The following is a 19,533-nucleotide window of genomic DNA, read 5'->3' as shown; positions in this document are numbered from 1 at the left end:
AGACGGCCAGAGCGCGGCGACGTTCCGACCATGGGTCGAACGGCGCCGTGCGCTCGTCTGTCCGGCCGGCTCGCGAGACTCCACCGGTCAGGAGTCGCGGTGCAGCCAGGCGAGCAGGTCGGGCGGCGCGAGAGCGGCCGTACGCGAGCGATAGCGGGCCAGCTCGGCCGCGTCCAGCAGGTCCCGGCCCTGACCCGAGCGGCCCTGGCGGAAGAACGCCCGGCGGTCCCGCAGCACACCGAGCGCGTCCGGAGCGAGCTGGTCGGCGCGCTCCCGCATCCGGCCGAAGGTGGCCGCCTCGACCAGGTCTGGCCAGCGCTCGGCGGGCACCGAAAGGCCCCACCGGTCGGCCAGCCGGCGCATCTGCCCGCCCAGGTCGGCCCGGAGGTCGTCGTAGTGCACCAGCTCGACGTTCGGCGCGTTCCGGCGAGCCCAGGCGTCGCCCAGGTGCCACAGCACCCCCGGCAGCGAGTCCAACTCGGCACGCGGGTCCACCTCGCGGTCGACCCAGCTCGGCAACCACTGCTCCAGCGGCAGGCGCGCTCGTGGCGGTCCCGCCGGAGCAGGATCACCGGTCAGCTCGCGGAGACGAACCTTGTCCAGGTTGCCGGCCTGGTGGTAGAGGGAGACCGCCATGTCCAGCGGGTGCCGGGCCACCACCACGTAGTGCACCCGGGGGTCGAGCGGCACTCCGTCCAGCGGGGTGTGCGTCTTGATGAACCGCCGGTGCGGCTGGGCGGCCAGCCGGCGGTACACCGCGTCCCGCGGCTCGACCCGCCAGTCCAGCCAGGGTGACAGCTCGATCAGCGGCGCTGGCAGCTCCGGAGTGCCCAACACCAGCAGCGCGCAGATCATCTGCATCCAGGTGGTGCCGCTCTTGGACCGCGTGCTGATCACGATGTCACCGTCGCGGAACGGGAACCCGACCCAGCGTGCGCTGTCCTCGTCCTCGCTGCGGTAGCGGCGCGCTGGTGCGGGCATCGGGCGAGCGTAGTCGCCGAACCGACAGTCAGGGACCGGATTTTCGCCTCGGCGGCTGGGAAGGCATGCGAATGCCTGGCTAGATTGAATTATGGTGCCCGCCCACGGGGGCCGGGCGGCGGAACCGGTCTACCGCCCCATCCTCGCCAGCCGCCGACGCGGCGAGCTGGAGGCGTTGCACCATGTCGACCCCGCGGTCACCCCACTGCTCGCCCCGATCCTGGAGATCGACGCCGTCGACCGATCCACGATGGATGCTCTCCGCCGCCTGCCGGTCGGGCTGCTGCCGGCCGTCGATGTCACGGCCCTGCCCGACGCCGCCGACCCGGAGCTGGCCCGTTGGGGCGTACCCCTGATGCCCGTCGTCGGGCTCGCGGAGAGTGACCGGCGGCTGGCCGCGCACGGCGCGGCGGCCCGGGCGTACGCCGGGCGGGCGCTGGTCCGGCTGCGCGCCGCCCGGGACCGGGCGGGGCCGGACGCGAGCACCACCGCCGTCGAACGGATCTGGCGGTTCACGGCGCTGGCGCCGGAGGAGTGTGACCTGCTGGTGGACGCCGGGGACGTGTGCTGCCCGGCGGACGTGCGGGTGGCCGAGCCGCGGGTACGGCGGCTGCTGGCCTGGGCCCGCCGCCACGCCTGGCGCTCGGTCACGGTGGCCGCCGGCGGGATGCCGCCGACACTGTCCCGGCTGCCCAGCGACGAGCCCGTCCGGTTGGACCGCTGGGACTGGCAGCTCTGGCAGCGGCTGAGCGACACCGGGGTCGACTACGGCGACTACGGCGTCGGGCCGGCCGTGGCCGATTCCAGTGACCCCGGCGACCGGCTGCCCACCGTGCGGTACACCGCCGAGGGCAGCTGGTGGGTCTACCGCTGGTCCCGGCGGGGTGGGCGGGGCGACGACCGGTTCGCCGACCTGTGCCGCGCGCTGGTGTCGGCGCCGCACTGGCCGAACACCGGCGCGGCGTTCTCCTGGGGCGACCATGAGCTGCTGCGCCGGGCACGCCGTGGCGCCGGAGCCGGATCGGCCGCCAACTGGACGGCGTGGAGCACGTCGCACCACCTGGCGCACGTGCTCGCCACGCTGTCCCGCCCGCCCGACGACACCCTGCCCGGCTGGCACCCCAGGCCGGCCCCGCCGCAGCGGGGACGACCGCCGAGGTAGGAGTGCTACTGCTGCTCGGTGAACCCGAACTGGATGATGCCCTCGTCGTCGACGGTGGCGTCCACCGAGGCGTCGCCGAGCAACTCGACGGCGTCCGCGTCGAGGAAGATCCGGGCGCCCTGGTTGTCGACCACGTGGTCGCCCTGCTCCGGCTCGGGCACCAACTCCACGGTGAGCGACCCGGCATCGGCGTCGGCGGCGATCCGCACCCCACCGTCCTGGGCCACGTCCTGCTGGTTGGCGAGGTCGCGGATGACGAGCACGGCGTTGTCGGTCATGGTGAGCATTTGCGGAACTCCTCGTGGATTCTCGGCTCGCGGTCGCTTTCGCGCAGACCGGGCAGTCGGCCCCCCGCACGAACACACGTGGGAGGCGGCAGGAGAGGCGGACGGGCATCGCCGTCGCGTCGAATCGGGGCAGCTGACAGGCCCCTTCCCTGCCCACGGTGCCCGCTGTCGGGCGATCCGTCAAATAGAGCCGCGTCAGTCGAGAGCGGGGGCAGGGGCGAGCAACGCGCGGATCTCGTTGACCGCCGCGCGGCCCGCCCGGTTGGCGCCGATCGTGCTCGCCGAGGGGCCGTAACCGATCAGATGGATCCGGTCGTCGGCGACGACTCGGGTGCCGTCCATGACGATTCCACCGCCCGGCGCACGCAGAGCCAGCGGGGCGAGATGGTCCAGTGCGGCACGGAAGCCGGTGCACCAGAGGATCACGTCGGCCGGGACGAACCGCCCGTCTTCCCAGGTCACCCCGTCGGGCGTGATCCGATCGAAGACGGGTAGCCGGTCGAGGACGCCGTGCTCCCGGAGCTGGCGGATCTCGGGGTTGACCGGCAGCCCGGTCACGCCCACCACGCTGCCCGGCGGGCGTCCGGCGCGTACCGCGGCGTCCACCAGGGCCACCGCGGCCCGACCCCGCTCCGGGCCGAATTCGCCGTCGGTGAACTGCGGCGGGCGGCGGGTCACCCAGGTGGTGGAGGCCGCCACCGGAGAGATCTCGGCGAGCAGTTGCACGGCCGAGGTGCCGCCGCCGACTACCACGACACGACGGCCGACGAACTCCGCCGGCCCCTGGTAGTCGGCCGTGTGCAGCTGCCGACCCCGGAACGAGGAACGGCCCGGGTAGTGCGGCCAGAACGGACGGGTCCAGGTGCCGGTCGCGTTGATCAGTGCCCGCGCCGTCCACCGGTCGTGGTCGCTGTGGACGTCCAGCCGCCCGTCCGGGCGGGAGCGCACCTCGCGCACCCGTACCGGTCGCCGGATCGGCAGGTCGAAGGCCCGTTCGTAGCGGGCGAAGTAGGCGCGGACCGCCTCGGCGGCCGGGCGTTGCGGGTCGGCCGGCGGGAAGGGCATCCCGGGAAGGTCGTGAAAGCCGTGCACCCGCTCCAGGCGCAGCGTCGGCCAGCGGTGCTGCCAGGCTCCACCCGGGCCGTCGTCGCCGTCGAGGACGACGAAGCCGCTGCCGGGAGCGAAGCCGGTGCGGCGCAGGTGGTAGGCGGCGCTCAGGCCGGCCTGACCAGCCCCGATCACCACGACGTCGACGGAATGGGTGCCCACGCGTTGTGCAACGTCAGGGCCGCCTCCGCTGTGCCCGCAGCCGCCCGTCGCGCCGGTCACAGCGCCGATTCCTGCACCAAAAAACCCAAATTGTCCCTAGGCTCAGGGAATGGACGATGCCCGTCGCGCCGCAGCCGAGTTCCTCGGCACGCTACTGCTGGTCTTCTTCGGTGTGGGCGCCGCCGTCGCCGCGAGGGTCCAGGGTGGCGTGGTGGTGGTCGCGCTGGCCTTCGGGTTCGCCATGCTCGCCCTGGTCTACATGATCGGCCCGCTGTCCGGCAGCCACGTCAACCCTGCGGTGACGCTCGGCGTGCTGCTCTCCGGAAAGATCTCGCTGCTCGGCGCGGTGGCCTACTGGATCGCGCAGTTCGCCGGGGCGACCGTGGCCGCCTTCATCCTCTGGGCGCTGACCCGCTGGGGTGACGTGGCGGACCAGACCGGAGCGCTGGGCTCGAACGGGTACGGCGCGCACGTCAACCGGGGCGGCGCGGCCGTCCTGGAGATCGTGCTGACCTTCCTCTTCGTGCTGGTCGTCCTGGTGGTGACCAGCCGCAGCGAGATTCCGGGCACCGCCGGGGTGGCCATCGGGCTGGCCCTGGCCGCCACGCAACTGGTCGGCGTGACGCTGACCGGAGCTGCGGTCAACCCGGCCCGCGCCTTCGGCCCGGCCGTCTTCGAGGGTGGCGTGGCCTTGCGCCAACTCTGGGTTTTCATCGTCTTCCCGCTGCTCGGCGGGGCACTCGCCGCGCTGGTAGCACCGCTGGCCATGGGGGCGCAGCGGCACTACTGGGGCGGGCACAAGAGGTCGGTCGGCGGGCCACCGGAACCCGAACGGCAATAACCTCCGCCCACCAAGGAGATCGGCCGGGTGGCACCGCCCTCGGTGCCGGAGACGCCGCGCACCCCGGAGGGCGTGGAGTGCTCCTGGGTCAAGCCGATCACCTGCTGAACGGTGGCGGGGGCACGTGCCCCCGCCACCGTTCAGGCCGGGCGGTCCGGTGTGGGGGGCACCGCCGCGGGGTCGCCGCGCTCGATGAGCGCGGCGATCTCGGCGGCCCGCAGCCCGCGCAGCGCCAGCACCTGGGTGCCCCAGCGGTGCAGCCGACACGGGTGCGGGTTGGCGTCGTTGCGACAGATCACCCCGCCGGACCACCGCCGAGGCGCGTGGACCACCACCGCTCGCACCGCGAACTGGGCGTCCTCGCCCGTCACGTACGGCGGCAGGGGGATGTCGCGGAGCACCTCCCCGGGCACCTCATCGGCGCCGGAGGTAGCGGCGGGACGGACGCGGTGGGCGGTGCTGCTGCTCATCTGCGCTGCCTCCACAGTGGATGGCTGGACGGGGACAGCAGAAAGTTACGGCAGCATCGACCGAGGGCGACGGACAAACTGTCCCGACTCGTGGACGCGACGCGCGACCGGCACCGTCAGCGCAGCGCGACGGCCTGGAGGCCGACGTTGCCGCAGTGCGGGGTGAAGACCTTCTCGACGGTCCACGTCAACACCAGCCGGGCGCCCCTGGGCAGGTCGAACCGGATGGTGAACTGGGCGCTCTGGCTGGTGTACGGGTCCTCCAGCCGCACCGTACTGACCGGCCCCCCGGTTGACAGCCGGGCGTCCAGTCGACCGCGCGCCATCCAGATCCCGGCGTAGAGCTGGACGGTGCGCGGCTCACCGCTGCCGGCGATCGCGAGGCTGAAACCGTTGCCGACGCCGCAGGTGTAGACGCCGTCCGGGCTGCCGCCGGCGGACCGCTCGGGCGCGCCGTCGGACCAGCGGACGACCTCCTGGTTGCCGTCCCAGCCGACCCGGTCGCCCTTGCCGCCCGCGTCGACGATCTCCCCCGAGCCGGAGCGCTTGCGGACGGTCGAGTTGCCGCCGCGCAGCCCCCAGTGCATCCAGTCCCGCGTGCCCACGGCGCTGAGGTCGATCTCGGCGGGTGCCTCCGCCCGGCTCACCGAGAGCGCCGCCGCGGCCGGCGACCCGACTGGTGGGGCGGGCGGAGCGGGCGCGCTGGCCGACGAAGGCTCGGGCGAGGGCGGGCGTTCCCGGGGGCGCAGGCCCGGCGTCGCCGGCCCCGCCTCGTTGGTACGCCCTTCGGCAGCGGGAAGGCCGGTGGGGCGGGCGGCTCCGGCGGGCACGCCACCCGGTCCACCGCCCGGGTCGTCCCCCGGCTCGGGGGCGGCACGCGTGCCGAGGTACGAACCCAGGACGATCAGGCAGACGAGCGCGGCGATCCCCTCCAGCGCCCAGCGCCGCCGCCGGCGGGCGCGGGCGAGCCTGCGCAGCGCGCTGCGGGTCTGCGCGGCGTCGACGGCGTGTGGCCGGTGCGACGCCGGTCGGCTGGTCGGCTCGCTCCCGGCCCGTGACTGCGCCCGCGTGCGGTCCTCGTCCGCCACCGACCCCTCCACTCCGCCGCCTGACCGAAATCGGCTGCGGCGGACCACACCGTCCACTGTGGGCCGTCTCACGTTTGCACCGGCGTGGTCGACACGCTAGATCCGGACGGGTGGGTGTGTCCAGTCCGGAACCGGACGGTATCGGACAGGCGGACCCGGGCGTGAACGGCCGGTCGAGGGCGAGCGCCCCGCGTCAGCCGATCCGGAAACCGAGCGCCTGCGCGATGACGACCGCCTGCTCGACGTCCACGATCGCGCCGGCCCGTTCCACGGTCGTCGGGTCCAGCGCGGTCAGGTCGCTGCGCCGCAGGTCAGCGCCCCCGAGACGGCACTTCTGCAACTGCGCGCCGGAGAGGTCGACACCGGCCACCGTGGCACCGGTCAGGTTGGCGCCGCCCAGGTCGGCCTCGCGCATCCGCACGTCACTCAACCAGGCGCCACGCAGGTCCGCGCCGGGTAGCGCGACGAACGACCAGTCGCCACCGTCGACCCGCAGCGGACGAAGCTGACACTCGACGAAGGTGCTGCCGACCAGCTTGCAGCCGGTGAACTCGGCCTCGAAGAAGTTGCACCGCTTGAAGACGCAGCGGGTGAAGGCCGAATCCAGGTGCCGGGACGCGTTGAACAACACGTTGCCGAACGTGCACCCGGTGAAGACCGCGCCGCGCGTGACCGCCTCGGTCAGGTCCACCTCGAAGAACTCACAGCCGACGAAGTGCCGGTCGGTCAACTCCTCGCCGTACCAGTCTTCGTGGCGGAAGGTCACACCCTCGGTCAACTCCGGCATCCGACCAGGCTAGTGCCACCCACCGACGGCAGCCCGTCGACCAGCCCCCGGACACCCCCTTCCGACATCGTGGTACCGCCAAGTAGGTTCGGCGGCGTGAGTGTGGCGCGAAGCACGGACCCGGACCAGATCGGCTTCGACCCGGCGCGGCTCGCGCGGATCGACGAGCACTTCGGCGCGTACGTCGACGACGGCCGGCTCGCCGGCTGGCAGGTGGTGGTCACCCGGCGCGGCGAGGTGGCGCACTCCTCGACGTACGGGCTGCGGGACCGGGAGTCGGGTGCCCCGGTCGAGGCCGACACACTCTGGCGGATCTATTCGATGACCAAGCCGGTCACCTCGGTCGCGGCCATGATGCTGTGGGAGGAGGGCCGCTTCGAGCTGACCGACGAGATCAGCCGCTGGCTGCCCGAGTTCGCCGACCTGCGGGTCTATTCGAAGGGCTCGACGCTCAAGCCGTACACCGTGCCGGCGACCGAGCCGATCCGGATCTGGCACCTGCTCACCCACACCTCCGGCCTGACGTACGGCTTCATGCAGACCTCCGTGGTCGACGGGCTCTACCGGGCGGCCGGCTACGACCTGTACCCGCCGACGGAGGTCGACCTGGCCGGCGCCTGCGCGGCGTTCGGCGAGCTGCCGCTGCTCTTTCAGCCCGGCACCGCCTGGGGCTACTCGGTCGCCACCGACGTGCTCGGCCGGCTGATCGAGGTGGTCTCCGGGCAGAGCCTCGACGCGTTCTTCGCCGACCGGATCTTCGGCCCGTTGGGCATGACCGACGCCCGCTGGTGGGTCGACGCCGACGTGGCCGACCGGCTGGCCACCCTCTACGCGCCGGACCCGCGGAGCGGCCGGGCGGCCCGGTACGACCGGCTCGGCTCGATCGCGCACTACAAGCCCGTGCTGCACTCCGGTGGCGGGGGCCTGATCTCCAGCGCCGCCGACTACCACCGGTTCACCCAGTTCCTGCTGCGCGGCGGCGAGTTGGACGGCGTACGCCTGCTCGGGCCGCGCACGGTGCGTTTCATGACCCGCAACCACCTGCCCGGCGGGCAGGACCTGGGCACACTGTCCACCGGCGGCTTCGCCGAGACCACCCTCGACGGGATCGGGTTCGGCCTCGGCTTCGCGGTGGTCGACGACCCGATCCCGAGCCGGGTGCCGAGCAACGTCGGCGAATATTACTGGGGTGGAGTGGCCAGCACCGCGTTCTGGGTGGACCCGGCCGAGGAGATCACCGCGCTCCTCTTCACCCAGTTGATGCCGTCGAGCACGTACCCGCTGCGCTCCCAGTTGCGCCAACTGGTCTACGCCGCGCTGGTCGACTGACCGGGCCGGCGGTCAGTCGGCGAGCCGGGCCGGGAATCCGCCGGTGGCGATCGGCCCCCAGGCGTCGATGGTGACCCGGATCAACGACTTGCCCTGGCGCACCATCGCCGCCCGGTAGTCGTCCCAGTCCGGGTGCTCGCCGGAGATGCTGCGGAAATACTCGACAAGCGGTTCCAGCGCCTCGGGCAGGTCCAGCACCTCGGCGGTGCCGTCGACCTGCACCCAGGGCCCGTTCCAGTCGTCGGAGAGCACGCAGGCCGACACCCGGGGGTCGCGGCGGATGTTGGCCACCTTGGCCCGCTCCGGGTAGGTGGAGATGACCAGTCGGCCCTGACCGTCGATGCCGGCGGAGACCGGGGACGACTGCGGGCGACCGTCGGCCCGGGTGGTCATCAGCACGACGCGGTGCCGTGGGCGGAGGAAGTCGAGCAGGGTGTCCCGGTCGGCCCGGGTGTTCGTCGCGATGCTGCGTGCCATGACTCTCGTTCCTACCAGGGTCGGGGCGGGCCGGTCGCGGCGGGTCAGCGAGGGCGGGCGGCGGCGCGGGGCACCGCCTGGGTGGGCACGCGGGGCCGGCCCGCCGGCCGCCAGGCCCGGCCGTTGGCGTAGATCACCCGAAAGCCGAGGTACGAGGCGAGCGGCGCCCAGTGCGCCGAGCCCATCCGCAGTTCGGCGGCATTGTGCCGCTGCCCATTGACCAATATGTCCAGCAGGACGGTTTCGAAGGCCGCCGATTCGACCCAGTCGACTTCTCGGGTAAAACCGCAGATCAGAGCCGCACCGGTGACTTCCAGGAACTCGCGCAGCACCGCGTCGGAGGCGCGCAGGACGGAGCAGCTGCCGAAATAGAGTCGGCGGCCCTCGCAGCGACCGGCCATCAGCTCGGCCACCTCGTTCAACCCCACCGACTGCCGGTCGGTGAGGCAGAGCCGGCTCGGCTCGCCGTGCATGGCGAAGAAGCCGACGCGGTGGTCGGCGTACTGCTTGAGCAGCCAGCGGTCCAGGAAGTAGAACAGCTCGTCCCGGGTGGCCGCGCCCTTGTGGATGAAGCGGATCTTGCCCAGCCGTTCGAGGAGTTCGAGGGTCGGCAGCACGGAACCCCGGTCATTGAGGTCGCGGTGCCACTGACCCTCGACACAGAAGACGCCACCACCGCGTGCCACTCGCACCTCCGCCAGTCCGCCGCTCGCGCTGACGTTACCGGCCACCACCGACCTCGGAACATCGCCCCGGGTGTGACTGATTGCGACGTTCGGTGAGGTTGACGTACACCCGGGGCGATCCGGGGTGAATGGCTGTTTCGTAAATGGGCGAATTCCCAGGCGGTACCCAGGAACCGCGAATCGTGAGGACAATTCTCGTTAATTGCCGCCAACCGCCCTGATCGGTGCGAGGGTGGAAATCACGGGACGTCCCGGTCGATGTCCCGGGAGCCACCCCATTCGCTCTCCTATCGGGAGGACTTCTGTGCGCGTAAACACCTTGAAGCGAGCTGCTGTCGCTTTCGCCCTGGCTCTGCCCGGGGCAGCGATCGCCACGGTGGTCGCCGCGCCAGCGGCGCACGCGGACGCCTGCTACACCTGGAACCGCAACCTGTACCAGGGGCGCTCGGGCGACGACGTCCGCCAGTTGCAGATCCGGGTCGCGGGCTGGGCTGGCAACCGGGACATCGTGGAGAACGACGGCCGCTACGGCCCGAAGACCGCCGCCGCCGTCAAGCGGTTCCAGCAGGCGTACGGGCTGCGCGCCGACGGCGTCGCCGGCCCGCAGACCTACGCCAAGCTGTACCAACTCCAGGACAACGACTGCACGCCCGCGCACTTCACCTACAACGAGCTGGACAACGGCTGCGGTGGCAGCGGGTGGAGCGGCGGCCCCGTGTCGGCGGCGCAGACCAAGCAGAACGCGCTGCGCACGATGTGGAAGCTGGAGGCGCTGCGCAAGAGCCTCGGTGACAAGCCGCTCTACGTGTCCAGCGGGTTCCGCAGTCGGGCCTGCAACGACCGGGTCGGCGGCGCCTCGGACAGCCAGCACCTCTACGGCAACGCCGCAGACGTCACCTCGCGGACGTCGTCGCTGTGCCAGATCGCCCGCAACGCCCGCAACCACGGCTTCAGCGGGATCTACGGGCCGGGCTACCCCGACCACGACGACCACGTGCACCTCGACTCGCGGCGGGAGAACAACAGCGACCGCAGCTCGAACACCACGAGCTGGTCCGCCCCCGACTGCGGAGTGAACAACTGAGCAGACCGGCCGGAGCGACGCCGGCCCGGCGCGGTGGGGAACCTCCGCGTCGGGCCGGCGTCGTGTCGCCCCGGGCTGGGCGGGCGGGGGTAGCGCCGCTCAGCTCGCCCGAGGCCAGCGCGGCGCGGTGACGGGGGGAGTCACCGGCCGGCCAGCGGCGGTGGGTCGTACCCCGGGGGGAACGACCCGCGCGGCCTGGTGTCGCGCCGGCAGGCCGGCGCGCCCGGCGGTCGGGGCCGGGTACCCGGTGCTCGCCGTCGCCGGCCGGGTGCCGGCGGGGCGCGCGGGCGACGGCCCGGTCGCGGTGAACGGGAAGGGTACGTGCACGAACGGGTTGCCGTGTTGGATGAGCGCCTCGATCTGCCGCTCGTTGAGACCATGAGCCTCCAGCACCCGCCGCCCCCAGCGGTGCAGCCGGCAGGGGTAGGAGGCGCCGTCGTTGCGGCACAGCGGCCCGGTCGGCCACTCCTCGGCGGTGTGCACGACCACCGCCCGGACCGCGAGCCGGACATCCTCCGGGGTCAGGGGCGCCGGCATCGGCACCTCACCCAGTACCTGATCGATGGGATCCGTCGACTGCTCACCAACTCGCACGGTAGGCCTCCCGCAGTTCGGCAGCGGTGCGGCGGACCTACCGCACCGACATCCTCGAGAATTGGTACGGCCGGCACCGGACGAAAGTTCAAATCCGGTACGCGGTAAGCAGATCCTCCGGCGACAGCACGCGTAACCCGTCGGTGGCGGTGCCGCTGCGCGACACGGCAAGGACGGGGACCGATTCGTCGGCGCCGGGCAACTGGGACCGATGCAGGAGCAGTCGGCCCAGGTCATGGGCATCGAACGGCCGGTTCTCCTGCCACTTGATCGACCCGACGAAGCTGATGCGCCGAGCGACGGGCTCCCGATCGGCGCCAACTATGTCGATCTCGGGGTCGTTGGTCCGCGTCCAGAAGCCGCCGATCACCGCCGCTTCCGCAGGCAGATGGTCCCCAGGAAGCCGGCGCAACGCCTCCCGGACGACAGGTTCGATGACCCGACCCCGCCAGGACGCCCACGACGTGACGATCCGGTCCAGGGTCAGGTCGCCTCGACCTCGCTCAATCTCGGAAAGGTGGGCGCCAAGGAACGACAGCCAGAAGCGCAGGTACGGATCGGCCACCACGTACCGAGTTTCCCGCGACGGCCTGGTCGACAGCGGAAGGAGGCCCTCCACCGCCCGCTTCTGGATCAGCAGGCGCAAGGCGCGACTCAGCGACGCCTGCGGAAGATCCCCCGCAGCACGGGAGATCAGCGAGAAGGTCCGCTCACCGGAGCCGATCGCCCGGAGCACCAGACCCGCCTGGGACTGCGGCGGGAACTCGGCGGCCAGAGCCCGCTCGCCACTGACCAGCAGGGCCGAGGTTGGATCCCGGACCGCGTCGGCCAGATATTCGTGCGCCGGTGCACCGACCGGCCACTCGTCGAGGATCAATGGCAGGCCGCCGGACACCAGGTAGGCGTCGAACGCGTCGGCGGCGGACAGGTCAAGCATGTCGCGGACGTCGGCCGGGCTCAACGGCGGAATGACCATCTCGGTGGCCCGCTGGTGGAACGGTCGGCCGTAGTCGTTCAGGGCCTCCATCATCGCCAGGTCCGACCCGACACAGATCAGCAGGACCGGCTGCCGGGACAGCGCACGGTCGAAAACCTTCTGCAGCGTTCCCTCGAAGCCCGGGTCGGTCGCGATGAGGTACGGCATCTCGTCCAGGACGACGACACTCGGTCGGTCGGTCGGCAGCGCGGCGACAAGCAGGGTGAGCGCCGCGTCCCAGGTCCGTGGTTGCTGCTCGGACAACAGTTCTGCGCCTGGCAGCGTGGAGGCAGCCGCCGCTTCCACGAACAGTGCGAGGTCAGCGGCCACAGTTGGCTGCGCCGAGGCGGTGAAGAACAGGTACGGCACCTCGGCTCGTTCGACGAACTCCTCCACCAGCCGCGATTTGCCCACCCGGCGGCGACCGCGCATCAGCACGGCACGGCCTGGCCGTCCCGCCCGGCCGCCGCGTTCGACCCGGGCGAGCATGTCGTTGAGAAGGGCCAGTTCGCGTTCTCGTCCGACAAAGCCGCCCATGCGGTCACCTCTGACACTTCCAAGTTTGGAACACTCACGGATGAGCGTATCAGCGGAGCAACACGGATGGGGACGCTCAGACCAGGCCGGCGTCGTGGACCAGCAGGGCCACCTGGACCCGGTTGTTGAGGTCGAGCCGGGTCAGCAGGCGGGAGACGTACGCCTTCACCGTCGCCACGCTCATGAACAACTCCCCCGCGATCTCCGCGTTGGTCCGGCCCCGGCCCAGCGCGACCGCGACCTGCCGCTCCCGTTCGCTGAGGCCGGTGAGCAGCCGCAGCGCCCGCTCCCGGCGCGGGTCCGGGCCGACCGGGCCGGGGGCGGCGGCGGTCACGTGGTCGATCAGCCTCCGGGTCACCGTCGGGGAGAGCGTCGCCTCCCCGGCCGCCACCCGGCGTACGGCGTGCACGATCTCCGCTGGCGGGGTGTCCTTGAGCAGGAAACCGGCCGCCCCGGCGCGGAGCGCCCGGAGCACCTGCTCGTCGGCGTCGAAGGTGGTCAGCACCAGCACCTCCGGCGGGTGCGGCTGGGCGCGCAGCAGCTCGGTGGCGGTCAGCCCGTCCACCCGTGGCATCCGGATGTCCATCAGCACCACGTCCGGGGCGTACGCGGCCACCGCGGCCGGCACCTCGCCGCCGTCGGCCGCCTCGCCCACCACGATCAGGTCCGGCAGACCGCCGAGGATCATCGAGAGCCCGGCCCGGACCAGCGCGTCGTCGTCCACGATCAGCACCCGCACCGCAGCGGCGGCCGAATCGGCCCCGCCCGACGACCCGACCCCGCCCGACGGCGCGGTCACGCCGGCCACGGCAGCCAGGCGGCCAGACGGAAGTCGCCCGTCTCGTCCCGCCCGTACTCCACTCGGCCGCCGGCCAGGGTGACCCGCTCGGTGATGCCGACCAGCCCGGTGCCGGCGCCCGGCAAGTCGCTCCCGATGGGCACGCCCACAGGCCACCGGTTGGAGATCACCACGGTCAGCCCGGTGCCCGGCCCGCCGGCCACGTCCACGTTGATCGACGCGCCGGCCGCGTGCTTGCGGGCGTTGGTCAGCCCCTCCTGCACGATCCGGTACGCCGCCCGGCCGAGCGCCGCCGGCACCTCCCCCGGGTTGGCGACGCTGTCGCTGACGTTCACCCGCACCCCGGCCGAACGCGACTCGGCGATCAGGGCCGGCAGGTCGGCGAGGGTGGGCTGCGGCGGCTCCGGAGCGTCGCTGCCGCTGTCCGCGCGGAGCACCCCGATGACCTCGCGGAGGTCCTGGAGGGCGGCGTGCGCGCTGCCCCGGATCACCCCGGCCGCCCGGGCCACCTCGTCCGGGGGCGCGTCGGGGCGGAACTCCAGCGCGCCGGCGTGCAGGCTGAGCAGGGAGATCCGGTGCGCCAGCACGTCGTGCATCTCCCGGGCGATCCGGGTGCGTTCGAGGTGGCGGGCCTGGGCGACGCGGAGCTGCTGCTCGGCCTCGGCCCGCTCGGCCCGGTCGCGCAGCGACACGATCAACTGCCGCCGGGCGCGGACGAACATTCCCCAGGCCAGCACGGCGAGGGTGATCACCACGCCCCAGCTCACGGTGGCCCAGTACGACATGTTCGGATCCGGACGAGACCAACTGAACACCAGGTTGGTGAGGAGACCGACCCCGGTCACCGCCACCGCGACGGCGGTCCGCCGGTGCACCACGAGGGTGAAATAGAAGATCAACAGCGGGATGGAGGCGGCCATCGAGAACAGGTTCAACGGCAGGGTCGCCACCGCCAACCCGAGCGGCCACCGCCGACGCAGCCAGAGCAGCCCGCAGCAGACCAGCCCGACCAGCGCGTCCACGCCGACCATCCAGTCGTGCGGCAGCGCGACCGCCGTCTGCGGGTCGGGCGACAGCGCGTCCCCGGTGGCGTAGAGCACCCAGACCAGCCCGAGCAGGAACGCGAGGCTGTCCACCACCCAGTCGCGGGTCGTGCGGCGCGGACGCGCACGGTCGGGCTCGGCCGGCACCACCAGCTCCCCTGGCAGCAGCCAGGGGTGCTCCGGGACGGCGATGCTGGTCACGCGCCCATGCTAGGCAGCAACAGGCACCGACAACCAGCTACCAAAGTCGAGACCCGCAGGTCGACCAAGGTCGACGCGGCACCGACCGGTGGCCGCAGCGGATAGCCGGGCGGCGCGGGCAGGCTCGACGACATGATCAGTGTGGAGAACCTCACCAAGCGATACGGGCCGCATCCGGCCGTGGACGACGTGTCGTTCCAGTGCGAGCCGGGCACCGTCACCGGCTTCCTCGGACCGAACGGGGCCGGCAAGTCCACCACCATGCGGATGATCTGCGGGCTCACCGCACCGACGGCCGGCCGCGCCACCGTCTCCGGGCGGCCCTACCGGGAGCTTCCCAACCCGGGGCGGGAGGTCGGGGTCCTGCTGGACGCCTCCGCCCAGCACGCCGGGCGCACCGGCCGCGAGGCGTTGACGCTGTCCGCGTACACCATGGGTTTGGACCGGCGGGAGGTCGCCGCGAAGCTCGACCTGGTCGGGTTGAACGCGGTGGCCGCCAAGCGGCGGGTGAAGGCGTACTCGTTGGGCATGCGTCAGCGGCTCGGCCTGGCGCATGCGCTGCTCGGTGACCCCCGGGTGCTGATCCTCGACGAGCCGGCGAACGGCCTGGACCCGGAGGGGATCTTCTGGATGCGCGGCCTGCTGCGCGACTTCGCCGACCGGGGCGGCACTGTGCTGCTCTCCTCCCACCTGCTGCGCGAGGTGGAGGCGGTCGCGGACCGGCTGGTAGTTATCGGGGGCGGCCGGATCGTGGCCCAGGGCGACAAGAACGAGCTGCTGGCTGGCGGCGGAACGATGGTCCGGGCCCGCGACGGCGCGGCACTGCGCCGGGCGCTTGCCGCTGCCGACCTGACCGCCGCCGACAGCGCCGACGGCCTGCTGGTGCAGGCCGACGCCGAGGCGGTCGGCCAGGCCGCCGCCGATGCCGGCGTCGCGCTCGCCGAGCTGCGCCCCGCCGACGGCGGCGGCCTCGAACAACTCTTCCTCACGCTGACCGCCGGCGAAACCACCAAGGAGGCCGTCCGATGACCACCACCACCGCGCCCCCCGCCAGAGCCGTCGCACCCTCGCACCATGCCCCGGTACGCCGCCCGTCGCTGCTCCGGCTCACCACCGTCGAACTGCGCAAGCTCGCCGACACCCGGGCCGGCCGGTGGCTGCTGATCACCATCGGCCTGGTCACCGTCGCGATCGTCACCCTCCTGCTGATCTACGGCGAGAAGGACGAACAGACCCTCGTCACCTTCTTCGTTCCGTCGCTGCTGCCGGTCAGCGCGCTCCTGCCGGTGCTGGGCATTCTGTCGATCACCAGCGAGTGGTCCCAGCGCACCGCCCTCACCACGTACGCGCTGGTGCCCCGCCGGGAGCGGGTGGTGGCCGCGAAGCTGATCGCGGTGGTGCTGGCCGCGCTCGCCTCGGTGCTGGTCACCCTGGCCGTCGCCGCCGTCGGGACGCTCGTGGCGTCGGCCACGGGCGGCGCGGGCACCTGGCAGATCGAGGGGTCGCTGATCCTGCACGCGGCGATCGCTCAGGTCGCCTGCGTCCTGATGGGTGCCGTCTTCGGTCTGGTGCTGCTCAACCCGCCGCTGGCCATCGTCGGCTACCTGCTGCTGCCGACCCTCTGGACCGTGCTCGGCCAACTGGTCCGGCCCTTGCGCGGTCCGTCCGAGTGGCTGGACACTAGCCGGACCATGGAGCCGTTGTTCACCAGCCACGTGACAGGCGAGCAGTGGGGGCGCTTCGTGGTGTCGCTGCTGGTCTGGCTGCTCCTCCCGCTGGCCGTCGGCCTGTTCCGAACGCTCCGCCGGGAGGTGTCCTGACCGTGGACGTCGCCGGCACCCGTCCGCACACCGTGGTCAGCGGTGGCCCGCTGGAGCTGGCTGTCATGTGGGGCGGCTTCCCGCTGCTCGGCGCGGGCGCCGGCGGCCTGCTCGCCCTGGCGGCGGGCTGGGTCGCCGGGCTGCCGTGGGCACCCGTGCAGTGGCTCTTCGGGCTGCTGGACCGGCTGCCCGACGCGCAGGCCCTCGCCGGCGCCGCGGCGGTGGGCGCGCTGGCCGGTCTGGTCATCGCCGGGATCGGCACCGCCGAACGGCTGATCGTCACCGTCGACGCGGCGCAGGTCCAGCTCCGCCGCGACGGCAAGGACCGGCACGTCGGTCGGGCCGAGACCCGGCTGGTCTTCGTGGACGACGGGCACCTGGTGCTGCTCGACTCCGACGGCGCCGAGCTGGCCCGGGAGTCGACGGACCTGCCGGCCGACCGGCTGGCGGCTGCGTTCCGCGCGCACGGCTGGGGCTGGGCCGACGGCGACCCGCACCGCTCGGCGTACCGGCTGTGGGTGCCCGACCTGCCCGGCCTGCCCACCGGGGCGGACGCCCTGCTGCGGGCCCGCGAGCAGGCGGTCCGCAAGGATCGCCGCGACGACGCCCGCGAGCTGCGCCGGGAGTTGGGCCGGCTCGGGGTGGTGCTGCGCGACGAGGAGAAGCGGCAGCACTGGCGGCTGACCGGGCGGGCGATCACGCCTGGGCAGCAGGAGACGACTTCTGCCGAGCCCAGGCCGGATGGGCGGTAGCGTCTCTCCCAGGAGATCACTGGGAGCGCGCGATGACCGAGCGGCAGCGGTACCGGGTGGTGGCCCGGCATCCCGGCTTCGAGCTGCGTCGGTACCCGGCCCACCTGGTGGCCGAGATGCGGGTCCAGACGTCGTTCACCCGGGCGCCGATCGAGGCGTTCCGGCCGCTGACCGCCTACCTCGGGGGCGCCAACCGTGCCCGGCACCCGATCGGAGCGGCCACGCCAGCGCCGTCGACGGACGGCGGCTCGCAGAAGATCGCGATGACCGTGCCGGTGGTCCAGGTGGAGGGCGAGTGGCCGGGCGCGTACCTGATCCAGTTCGTCATGCCGGCCGCCTGCACCACTGCCACCCTGCCCGAGCCGGTGGATGCCCGGGTGCAGATACGCGAGGTTCCGGCGCAGCTGGCTGCGGCGATGCGCTTCTCCGGGCGGTGGACGGAGAAGGCGTTCAGCCAGCGGGCCACCATGCTCGGCCGGTCGGTCACCGCGGCCGGGCTGCAACCCACCGGAGCCATCCGGTACGCGCGCTTCGACCCGCCGTGGAAGCCGTGGTTCCTGCGCCGCAACGAGGTCGTGCTGCCGGTGGTGGAGTGAGCTGGCGGTCGTCGATGGCCCGTCGGTGGACCTAGGCTGAGCGGGTCTGCCCGGCAGCCCGAGGAGGACCCCATGACCCGGTACGTCGCCCTGCTGCGCGGGGTCAACGTCGGCGGCGTCCGGCTCGCGATGGCTGACCTGCGCCGGATCGTCACCGACCTCGGGCATGACGACGCGCAGACGTACCTGCAGAGCGGCAACGTGGCCTTCGGCAGCAGCGTGCGTGACGCCGAGAAGCTGGCCGCCGGGATCGAGCGGGCGCTCGCCGACGAGCTGGGGTTGACGGTTCCGGTGCTGGTGCGCAGCGGCCGGGAACTGGCGGCGGTGGCCGGCGGCAACCCGTACGCCGAGCGGGAGGACGACCCGACGAGATTGCTGGTGGCCTTCCTCGCGACCGCGCCGAAGCAGTCCAGCGTGGACGCGCTGACCGTGCCCGGCAGCGAGAACGTGGCGTTCACGGTGACCGGCCGGGAGATCTTCCTGCACTTCCCCGACGGCGGCTACGGGCGGTCGAAGTTCACCAACGCGTACCTGGAGAAGAAGCTCGCCGTGGTGGCCACCACCCGCAACTGGAAGTCGGTGCGCGCCCTGGCCGAGATGACCGCTGGCTGACCCGGTGGGGGCCGCGCCGGCCCCCACCGAAGCCGTCAGAAGCGGTACGCGGTCTCGTACTCGGGCACCAGCACCCGGCTGCGCGGCGAGATCCGGCGGATCGCCGCGATCATCTCGTTCAACCGGGTCCGGTCGGCGGGGGCGACGACCGGAGGGTTCTGCAACGGGGTCTCGAAGTTGTCGTAGTGCACCGGCACCACGACCTTCGGGTAGCCCAGGCCGGCGAGCAGCCGGGGCAGGTAGTCGCCGGTGGTGGTGGCGCTCTGCATGGCCACCATGGCGACGTCCGGCGCGAGGCCGGTGAGGTTGCGCTCGGCGACGTCACTGGCCCCGGTGAAGTAGACCGACGGCCCACCGTCGACACGCAGCAGGTAACCCAGCGTGTCGCCCTCGGGCAGGTCGGCGATGGTCGCCGGCAGCGGCGGCGGGCTCACCCGCACCCCGGGGAAGGCCACCGAGTACGAGGCGTTGCGGCTGTGCAGCGAGCCGACCACCTCGATGGTGTGGTCGCCGAAGTCCAGCACCTCGCCGCCCCTGACGGCGTTGAGCTGCCCCGAGGGCACCCCGTAGGCCAACCCCAGGTGGTACGCGGTAAGCGTGCCGAACACCCGCGCGCCGGTGCGACCGGCGATGTACGGCACGTCCATGAAGTGGTCCCAGTGCGTGTGGGTGACCAGCACGGTCGTGGCCCGGTCGACGCGCGGGTCGATCACGTCGGCGCGCACGGTCAGCTTGGCCGCCTGGTTGAACGGCCCGGTGAACAGGCCGGTGTCGATCCGGCTGAGGTACGGGTCGACCAGGACGGTCCGGTTCCCGATGTCGACGCGCCAGCCGGCCGTGCCCCACCAGCGGAAGCTCACCGCACCGCTGCGGCGGGTGGTCGGCGCGGGGGCGGCGGCCGGGGGCGCGGCCTGTGCCGGGGTCGCGGAGGTGGCGGCGAGGCCGCCGGCGGAGACCAGGGCGGTGGTGGCTGCGGCATCGCGGAGGAAGCGGCGGCGGTCGAGGTTGGGCATACGGATCTACTCCCCGTGGTCGGGCGGTTGGTCGACACGAGCCAACCAGCGCGCACCGGCCCAGGTCCAAGATCCAACACCGCCGGCTCCGATACGTCGCCGCATATCGGGCCTGGCCAGAGGCCGCGC

General features: G+C 72.6%; 22 protein-coding genes. 9 read left to right on the top strand and 13 right to left on the bottom strand.

Going from position 1 to position 19,533, the window contains the following annotated elements; translation table 11 throughout:
- Positions 1 to 87: 87 nt before the first annotated feature.
- Positions 88 to 981, bottom strand: coding sequence for a sulfotransferase domain-containing protein (locus tag ABZ780_RS25920; protein ID WP_357008460.1), 894 nt, complete (start codon positions 979 to 981; stop codon positions 88 to 90).
- A 91-nt stretch (positions 982 to 1,072) separates the two neighbouring features.
- Between ABZ780_RS25920 and ABZ780_RS25915 the strand changes: the two genes are divergently transcribed.
- Entirely contained in the window at positions 1,073 to 2,143 is a 1,071-nt protein-coding gene (locus ABZ780_RS25915) for a hypothetical protein (RefSeq protein ID WP_357487756.1), read from the top strand.
- Between the two features lie 5 nt (positions 2,144 to 2,148).
- Here ABZ780_RS25915 and ABZ780_RS25910 read toward each other — a convergent pair whose 3' ends face one another.
- Complete coding sequence (locus ABZ780_RS25910; RefSeq protein ID WP_357008467.1) at positions 2,149 to 2,430, bottom strand: adhesin; 282 nt, start codon at positions 2,428 to 2,430, stop codon at positions 2,149 to 2,151.
- Between the two features lie 195 nt (positions 2,431 to 2,625).
- A complete protein-coding gene (locus ABZ780_RS25905; RefSeq protein ID WP_357008470.1) occupies positions 2,626 to 3,699 on the bottom strand; it encodes an NAD(P)-binding domain-containing protein in 1,074 nt (357 codons plus the stop codon).
- Between the two features lie 109 nt (positions 3,700 to 3,808).
- On the opposite strand from ABZ780_RS25905, the gene ABZ780_RS25900 reads away from it, so the two are divergent.
- The gene (locus ABZ780_RS25900; RefSeq protein WP_357487755.1) at positions 3,809 to 4,540 is read left to right on the top strand and encodes an aquaporin; all 732 of its coding nucleotides are present in this window, start codon (positions 3,809 to 3,811) and stop codon (positions 4,538 to 4,540) included.
- A gap of 140 nt (positions 4,541 to 4,680) precedes the next feature.
- Here the strand turns inward: ABZ780_RS25900 and ABZ780_RS25895 are convergent, their stop codons facing one another.
- The 3 genes from ABZ780_RS25895 to ABZ780_RS25885 all read right to left on the bottom strand — a co-directional run bounded on the left by ABZ780_RS25895 (position 4,681) and on the right by ABZ780_RS25885 (position 6,885).
- The gene (locus ABZ780_RS25895) at positions 4,681 to 5,010 is read right to left on the bottom strand and encodes a hypothetical protein (protein WP_357008476.1); all 330 of its coding nucleotides are present in this window, start codon (positions 5,008 to 5,010) and stop codon (positions 4,681 to 4,683) included.
- Between the two features lie 116 nt (positions 5,011 to 5,126).
- Complete coding sequence (locus tag ABZ780_RS25890; protein WP_357487754.1) at positions 5,127 to 6,098, bottom strand: hypothetical protein; 972 nt, start codon at positions 6,096 to 6,098, stop codon at positions 5,127 to 5,129.
- A 193-nt stretch (positions 6,099 to 6,291) separates the two neighbouring features.
- Positions 6,292 to 6,885 (bottom strand): pentapeptide repeat-containing protein, encoded by a 594-nt coding sequence (locus ABZ780_RS25885; protein WP_357008483.1) that lies wholly within the window; start codon positions 6,883 to 6,885, stop codon positions 6,292 to 6,294.
- Positions 6,886 to 6,981: 96 nt separating this feature from the next.
- On the opposite strand from ABZ780_RS25885, the gene ABZ780_RS25880 reads away from it, so the two are divergent.
- Positions 6,982 to 8,214: a serine hydrolase domain-containing protein gene (locus ABZ780_RS25880; RefSeq protein WP_357487753.1), complete on the top strand. Its 1,233-nt coding sequence runs from the start codon at positions 6,982 to 6,984 to the stop codon at positions 8,212 to 8,214.
- A 12-nt stretch (positions 8,215 to 8,226) separates the two neighbouring features.
- Here the strand turns inward: ABZ780_RS25880 and ABZ780_RS25875 are convergent, their stop codons facing one another.
- Both ABZ780_RS25875 and ABZ780_RS25870 read right to left on the bottom strand, forming a co-directional pair.
- Complete coding sequence (locus tag ABZ780_RS25875; RefSeq protein ID WP_357008489.1) at positions 8,227 to 8,691, bottom strand: PPOX class F420-dependent oxidoreductase; 465 nt, start codon at positions 8,689 to 8,691, stop codon at positions 8,227 to 8,229.
- A 44-nt stretch (positions 8,692 to 8,735) separates the two neighbouring features.
- Entirely contained in the window at positions 8,736 to 9,377 is a 642-nt protein-coding gene (locus ABZ780_RS25870; protein WP_357008492.1) for a hypothetical protein, read from the bottom strand.
- A gap of 304 nt (positions 9,378 to 9,681) precedes the next feature.
- Between ABZ780_RS25870 and ABZ780_RS25865 the strand changes: the two genes are divergently transcribed.
- Positions 9,682 to 10,461, top strand: coding sequence for a D-Ala-D-Ala carboxypeptidase family metallohydrolase (locus tag ABZ780_RS25865; RefSeq protein ID WP_357487752.1), 780 nt, complete (start codon positions 9,682 to 9,684; stop codon positions 10,459 to 10,461).
- A gap of 99 nt (positions 10,462 to 10,560) precedes the next feature.
- On the opposite strand, the gene ABZ780_RS25860 is transcribed toward ABZ780_RS25865, so the two are convergent.
- The 4 genes from ABZ780_RS25860 to ABZ780_RS25845 all read right to left on the bottom strand — a co-directional run bounded on the left by ABZ780_RS25860 (position 10,561) and on the right by ABZ780_RS25845 (position 14,611).
- A complete protein-coding gene (locus ABZ780_RS25860) occupies positions 10,561 to 10,998 on the bottom strand; it encodes a hypothetical protein (RefSeq protein ID WP_357487751.1) in 438 nt (145 codons plus the stop codon).
- Between the two features lie 145 nt (positions 10,999 to 11,143).
- The gene (locus tag ABZ780_RS25855) at positions 11,144 to 12,568 is read right to left on the bottom strand and encodes a DUF234 domain-containing protein (RefSeq protein ID WP_357487750.1); all 1,425 of its coding nucleotides are present in this window, start codon (positions 12,566 to 12,568) and stop codon (positions 11,144 to 11,146) included.
- A gap of 76 nt (positions 12,569 to 12,644) precedes the next feature.
- A complete protein-coding gene (locus ABZ780_RS25850) occupies positions 12,645 to 13,385 on the bottom strand; it encodes a response regulator transcription factor (RefSeq protein WP_357487813.1) in 741 nt (246 codons plus the stop codon).
- Positions 13,364 to 14,611 (bottom strand): histidine kinase, encoded by a 1,248-nt coding sequence (locus ABZ780_RS25845; RefSeq protein WP_357487749.1) that lies wholly within the window; start codon positions 14,609 to 14,611, stop codon positions 13,364 to 13,366. Before ABZ780_RS25845 ends, ABZ780_RS25850 begins: the two co-directional genes overlap by 22 nt.
- A gap of 132 nt (positions 14,612 to 14,743) precedes the next feature.
- Between ABZ780_RS25845 and ABZ780_RS25840 the strand changes: the two genes are divergently transcribed.
- The 5 genes from ABZ780_RS25840 to ABZ780_RS25820 all read left to right on the top strand — a co-directional run bounded on the left by ABZ780_RS25840 (position 14,744) and on the right by ABZ780_RS25820 (position 18,391).
- The gene (locus ABZ780_RS25840) at positions 14,744 to 15,640 is read left to right on the top strand and encodes an ATP-binding cassette domain-containing protein (protein ID WP_357008507.1); all 897 of its coding nucleotides are present in this window, start codon (positions 14,744 to 14,746) and stop codon (positions 15,638 to 15,640) included.
- Complete coding sequence (locus ABZ780_RS25835; RefSeq protein ID WP_357008510.1) at positions 15,637 to 16,431, top strand: ABC transporter permease; 795 nt, start codon at positions 15,637 to 15,639, stop codon at positions 16,429 to 16,431. The genes ABZ780_RS25840 and ABZ780_RS25835 overlap by 4 nt, the downstream gene beginning before the upstream one ends.
- A 2-nt stretch (positions 16,432 to 16,433) precedes the next feature.
- Positions 16,434 to 17,183 (top strand): hypothetical protein, encoded by a 750-nt coding sequence (locus tag ABZ780_RS25830; RefSeq protein WP_357008512.1) that lies wholly within the window; start codon positions 16,434 to 16,436, stop codon positions 17,181 to 17,183.
- Positions 17,184 to 17,215: 32 nt separating this feature from the next.
- Positions 17,216 to 17,779 carry a heme-binding protein gene (locus ABZ780_RS25825; RefSeq protein ID WP_357008515.1) on the top strand — a complete coding sequence of 188 codons (564 nt, stop codon included), beginning with the start codon at positions 17,216 to 17,218 and terminating at the stop codon, positions 17,777 to 17,779.
- Positions 17,780 to 17,851: 72 nt separating this feature from the next.
- Positions 17,852 to 18,391, top strand: coding sequence for a DUF1697 domain-containing protein (locus ABZ780_RS25820; protein ID WP_357487748.1), 540 nt, complete (start codon positions 17,852 to 17,854; stop codon positions 18,389 to 18,391).
- Between the two features lie 35 nt (positions 18,392 to 18,426).
- On the opposite strand, the gene ABZ780_RS25815 is transcribed toward ABZ780_RS25820, so the two are convergent.
- On the bottom strand, positions 18,427 to 19,404 hold the full coding sequence (locus tag ABZ780_RS25815) for an MBL fold metallo-hydrolase (protein ID WP_357487747.1): 978 nt from the start codon (positions 19,402 to 19,404) through the stop codon (positions 18,427 to 18,429).
- Between the last annotated feature and the right edge of the window lie 129 nt (positions 19,405 to 19,533).

This window comes from Micromonospora sp. NPDC047467, from assembly GCF_040643095.1.
Taxonomy (GTDB): domain Bacteria; phylum Actinomycetota; class Actinomycetes; order Mycobacteriales; family Micromonosporaceae; genus Micromonospora.
Note: the sequence above shows the minus strand (reverse complement) of the source record. Positions and strands in the feature narration are given on the sequence as shown.

Coding starts and splice junctions, on each gene's coding strand:
- ABZ780_RS25920 (WP_357008460.1), bottom strand. CDS start 981: ATGCCCGCACCAGCGCGCCGCTACCGCAGCGAGGACGAGGACAGCGCA.
- ABZ780_RS25885 (WP_357008483.1), bottom strand. CDS start 6,885: ATGCCGGAGTTGACCGAGGGTGTGACCTTCCGCCACGAAGACTGGTAC.
- ABZ780_RS25820 (WP_357487748.1), top strand. CDS start 17,852: ATGACCCGGTACGTCGCCCTGCTGCGCGGGGTCAACGTCGGCGGCGTC.
- ABZ780_RS25840 (WP_357008507.1), top strand. CDS start 14,744: ATGATCAGTGTGGAGAACCTCACCAAGCGATACGGGCCGCATCCGGCC.
- ABZ780_RS25900 (WP_357487755.1), top strand. CDS start 3,809: ATGGACGATGCCCGTCGCGCCGCAGCCGAGTTCCTCGGCACGCTACTG.
- ABZ780_RS25855 (WP_357487750.1), bottom strand. CDS start 12,568: ATGGGCGGCTTTGTCGGACGAGAACGCGAACTGGCCCTTCTCAACGAC.
- ABZ780_RS25835 (WP_357008510.1), top strand. CDS start 15,637: ATGACCACCACCACCGCGCCCCCCGCCAGAGCCGTCGCACCCTCGCAC.
- ABZ780_RS25875 (WP_357008489.1), bottom strand. CDS start 8,691: ATGGCACGCAGCATCGCGACGAACACCCGGGCCGACCGGGACACCCTG.
- ABZ780_RS25910 (WP_357008467.1), bottom strand. CDS start 2,430: ATGCTCACCATGACCGACAACGCCGTGCTCGTCATCCGCGACCTCGCC.
- ABZ780_RS25915 (WP_357487756.1), top strand. CDS start 1,073: ATGGTGCCCGCCCACGGGGGCCGGGCGGCGGAACCGGTCTACCGCCCC.
- ABZ780_RS25815 (WP_357487747.1), bottom strand. CDS start 19,404: ATGCCCAACCTCGACCGCCGCCGCTTCCTCCGCGATGCCGCAGCCACC.
- ABZ780_RS25895 (WP_357008476.1), bottom strand. CDS start 5,010: ATGAGCAGCAGCACCGCCCACCGCGTCCGTCCCGCCGCTACCTCCGGC.
- ABZ780_RS25860 (WP_357487751.1), bottom strand. CDS start 10,998: ATGCCGGCGCCCCTGACCCCGGAGGATGTCCGGCTCGCGGTCCGGGCG.
- ABZ780_RS25825 (WP_357008515.1), top strand. CDS start 17,216: ATGACCGAGCGGCAGCGGTACCGGGTGGTGGCCCGGCATCCCGGCTTC.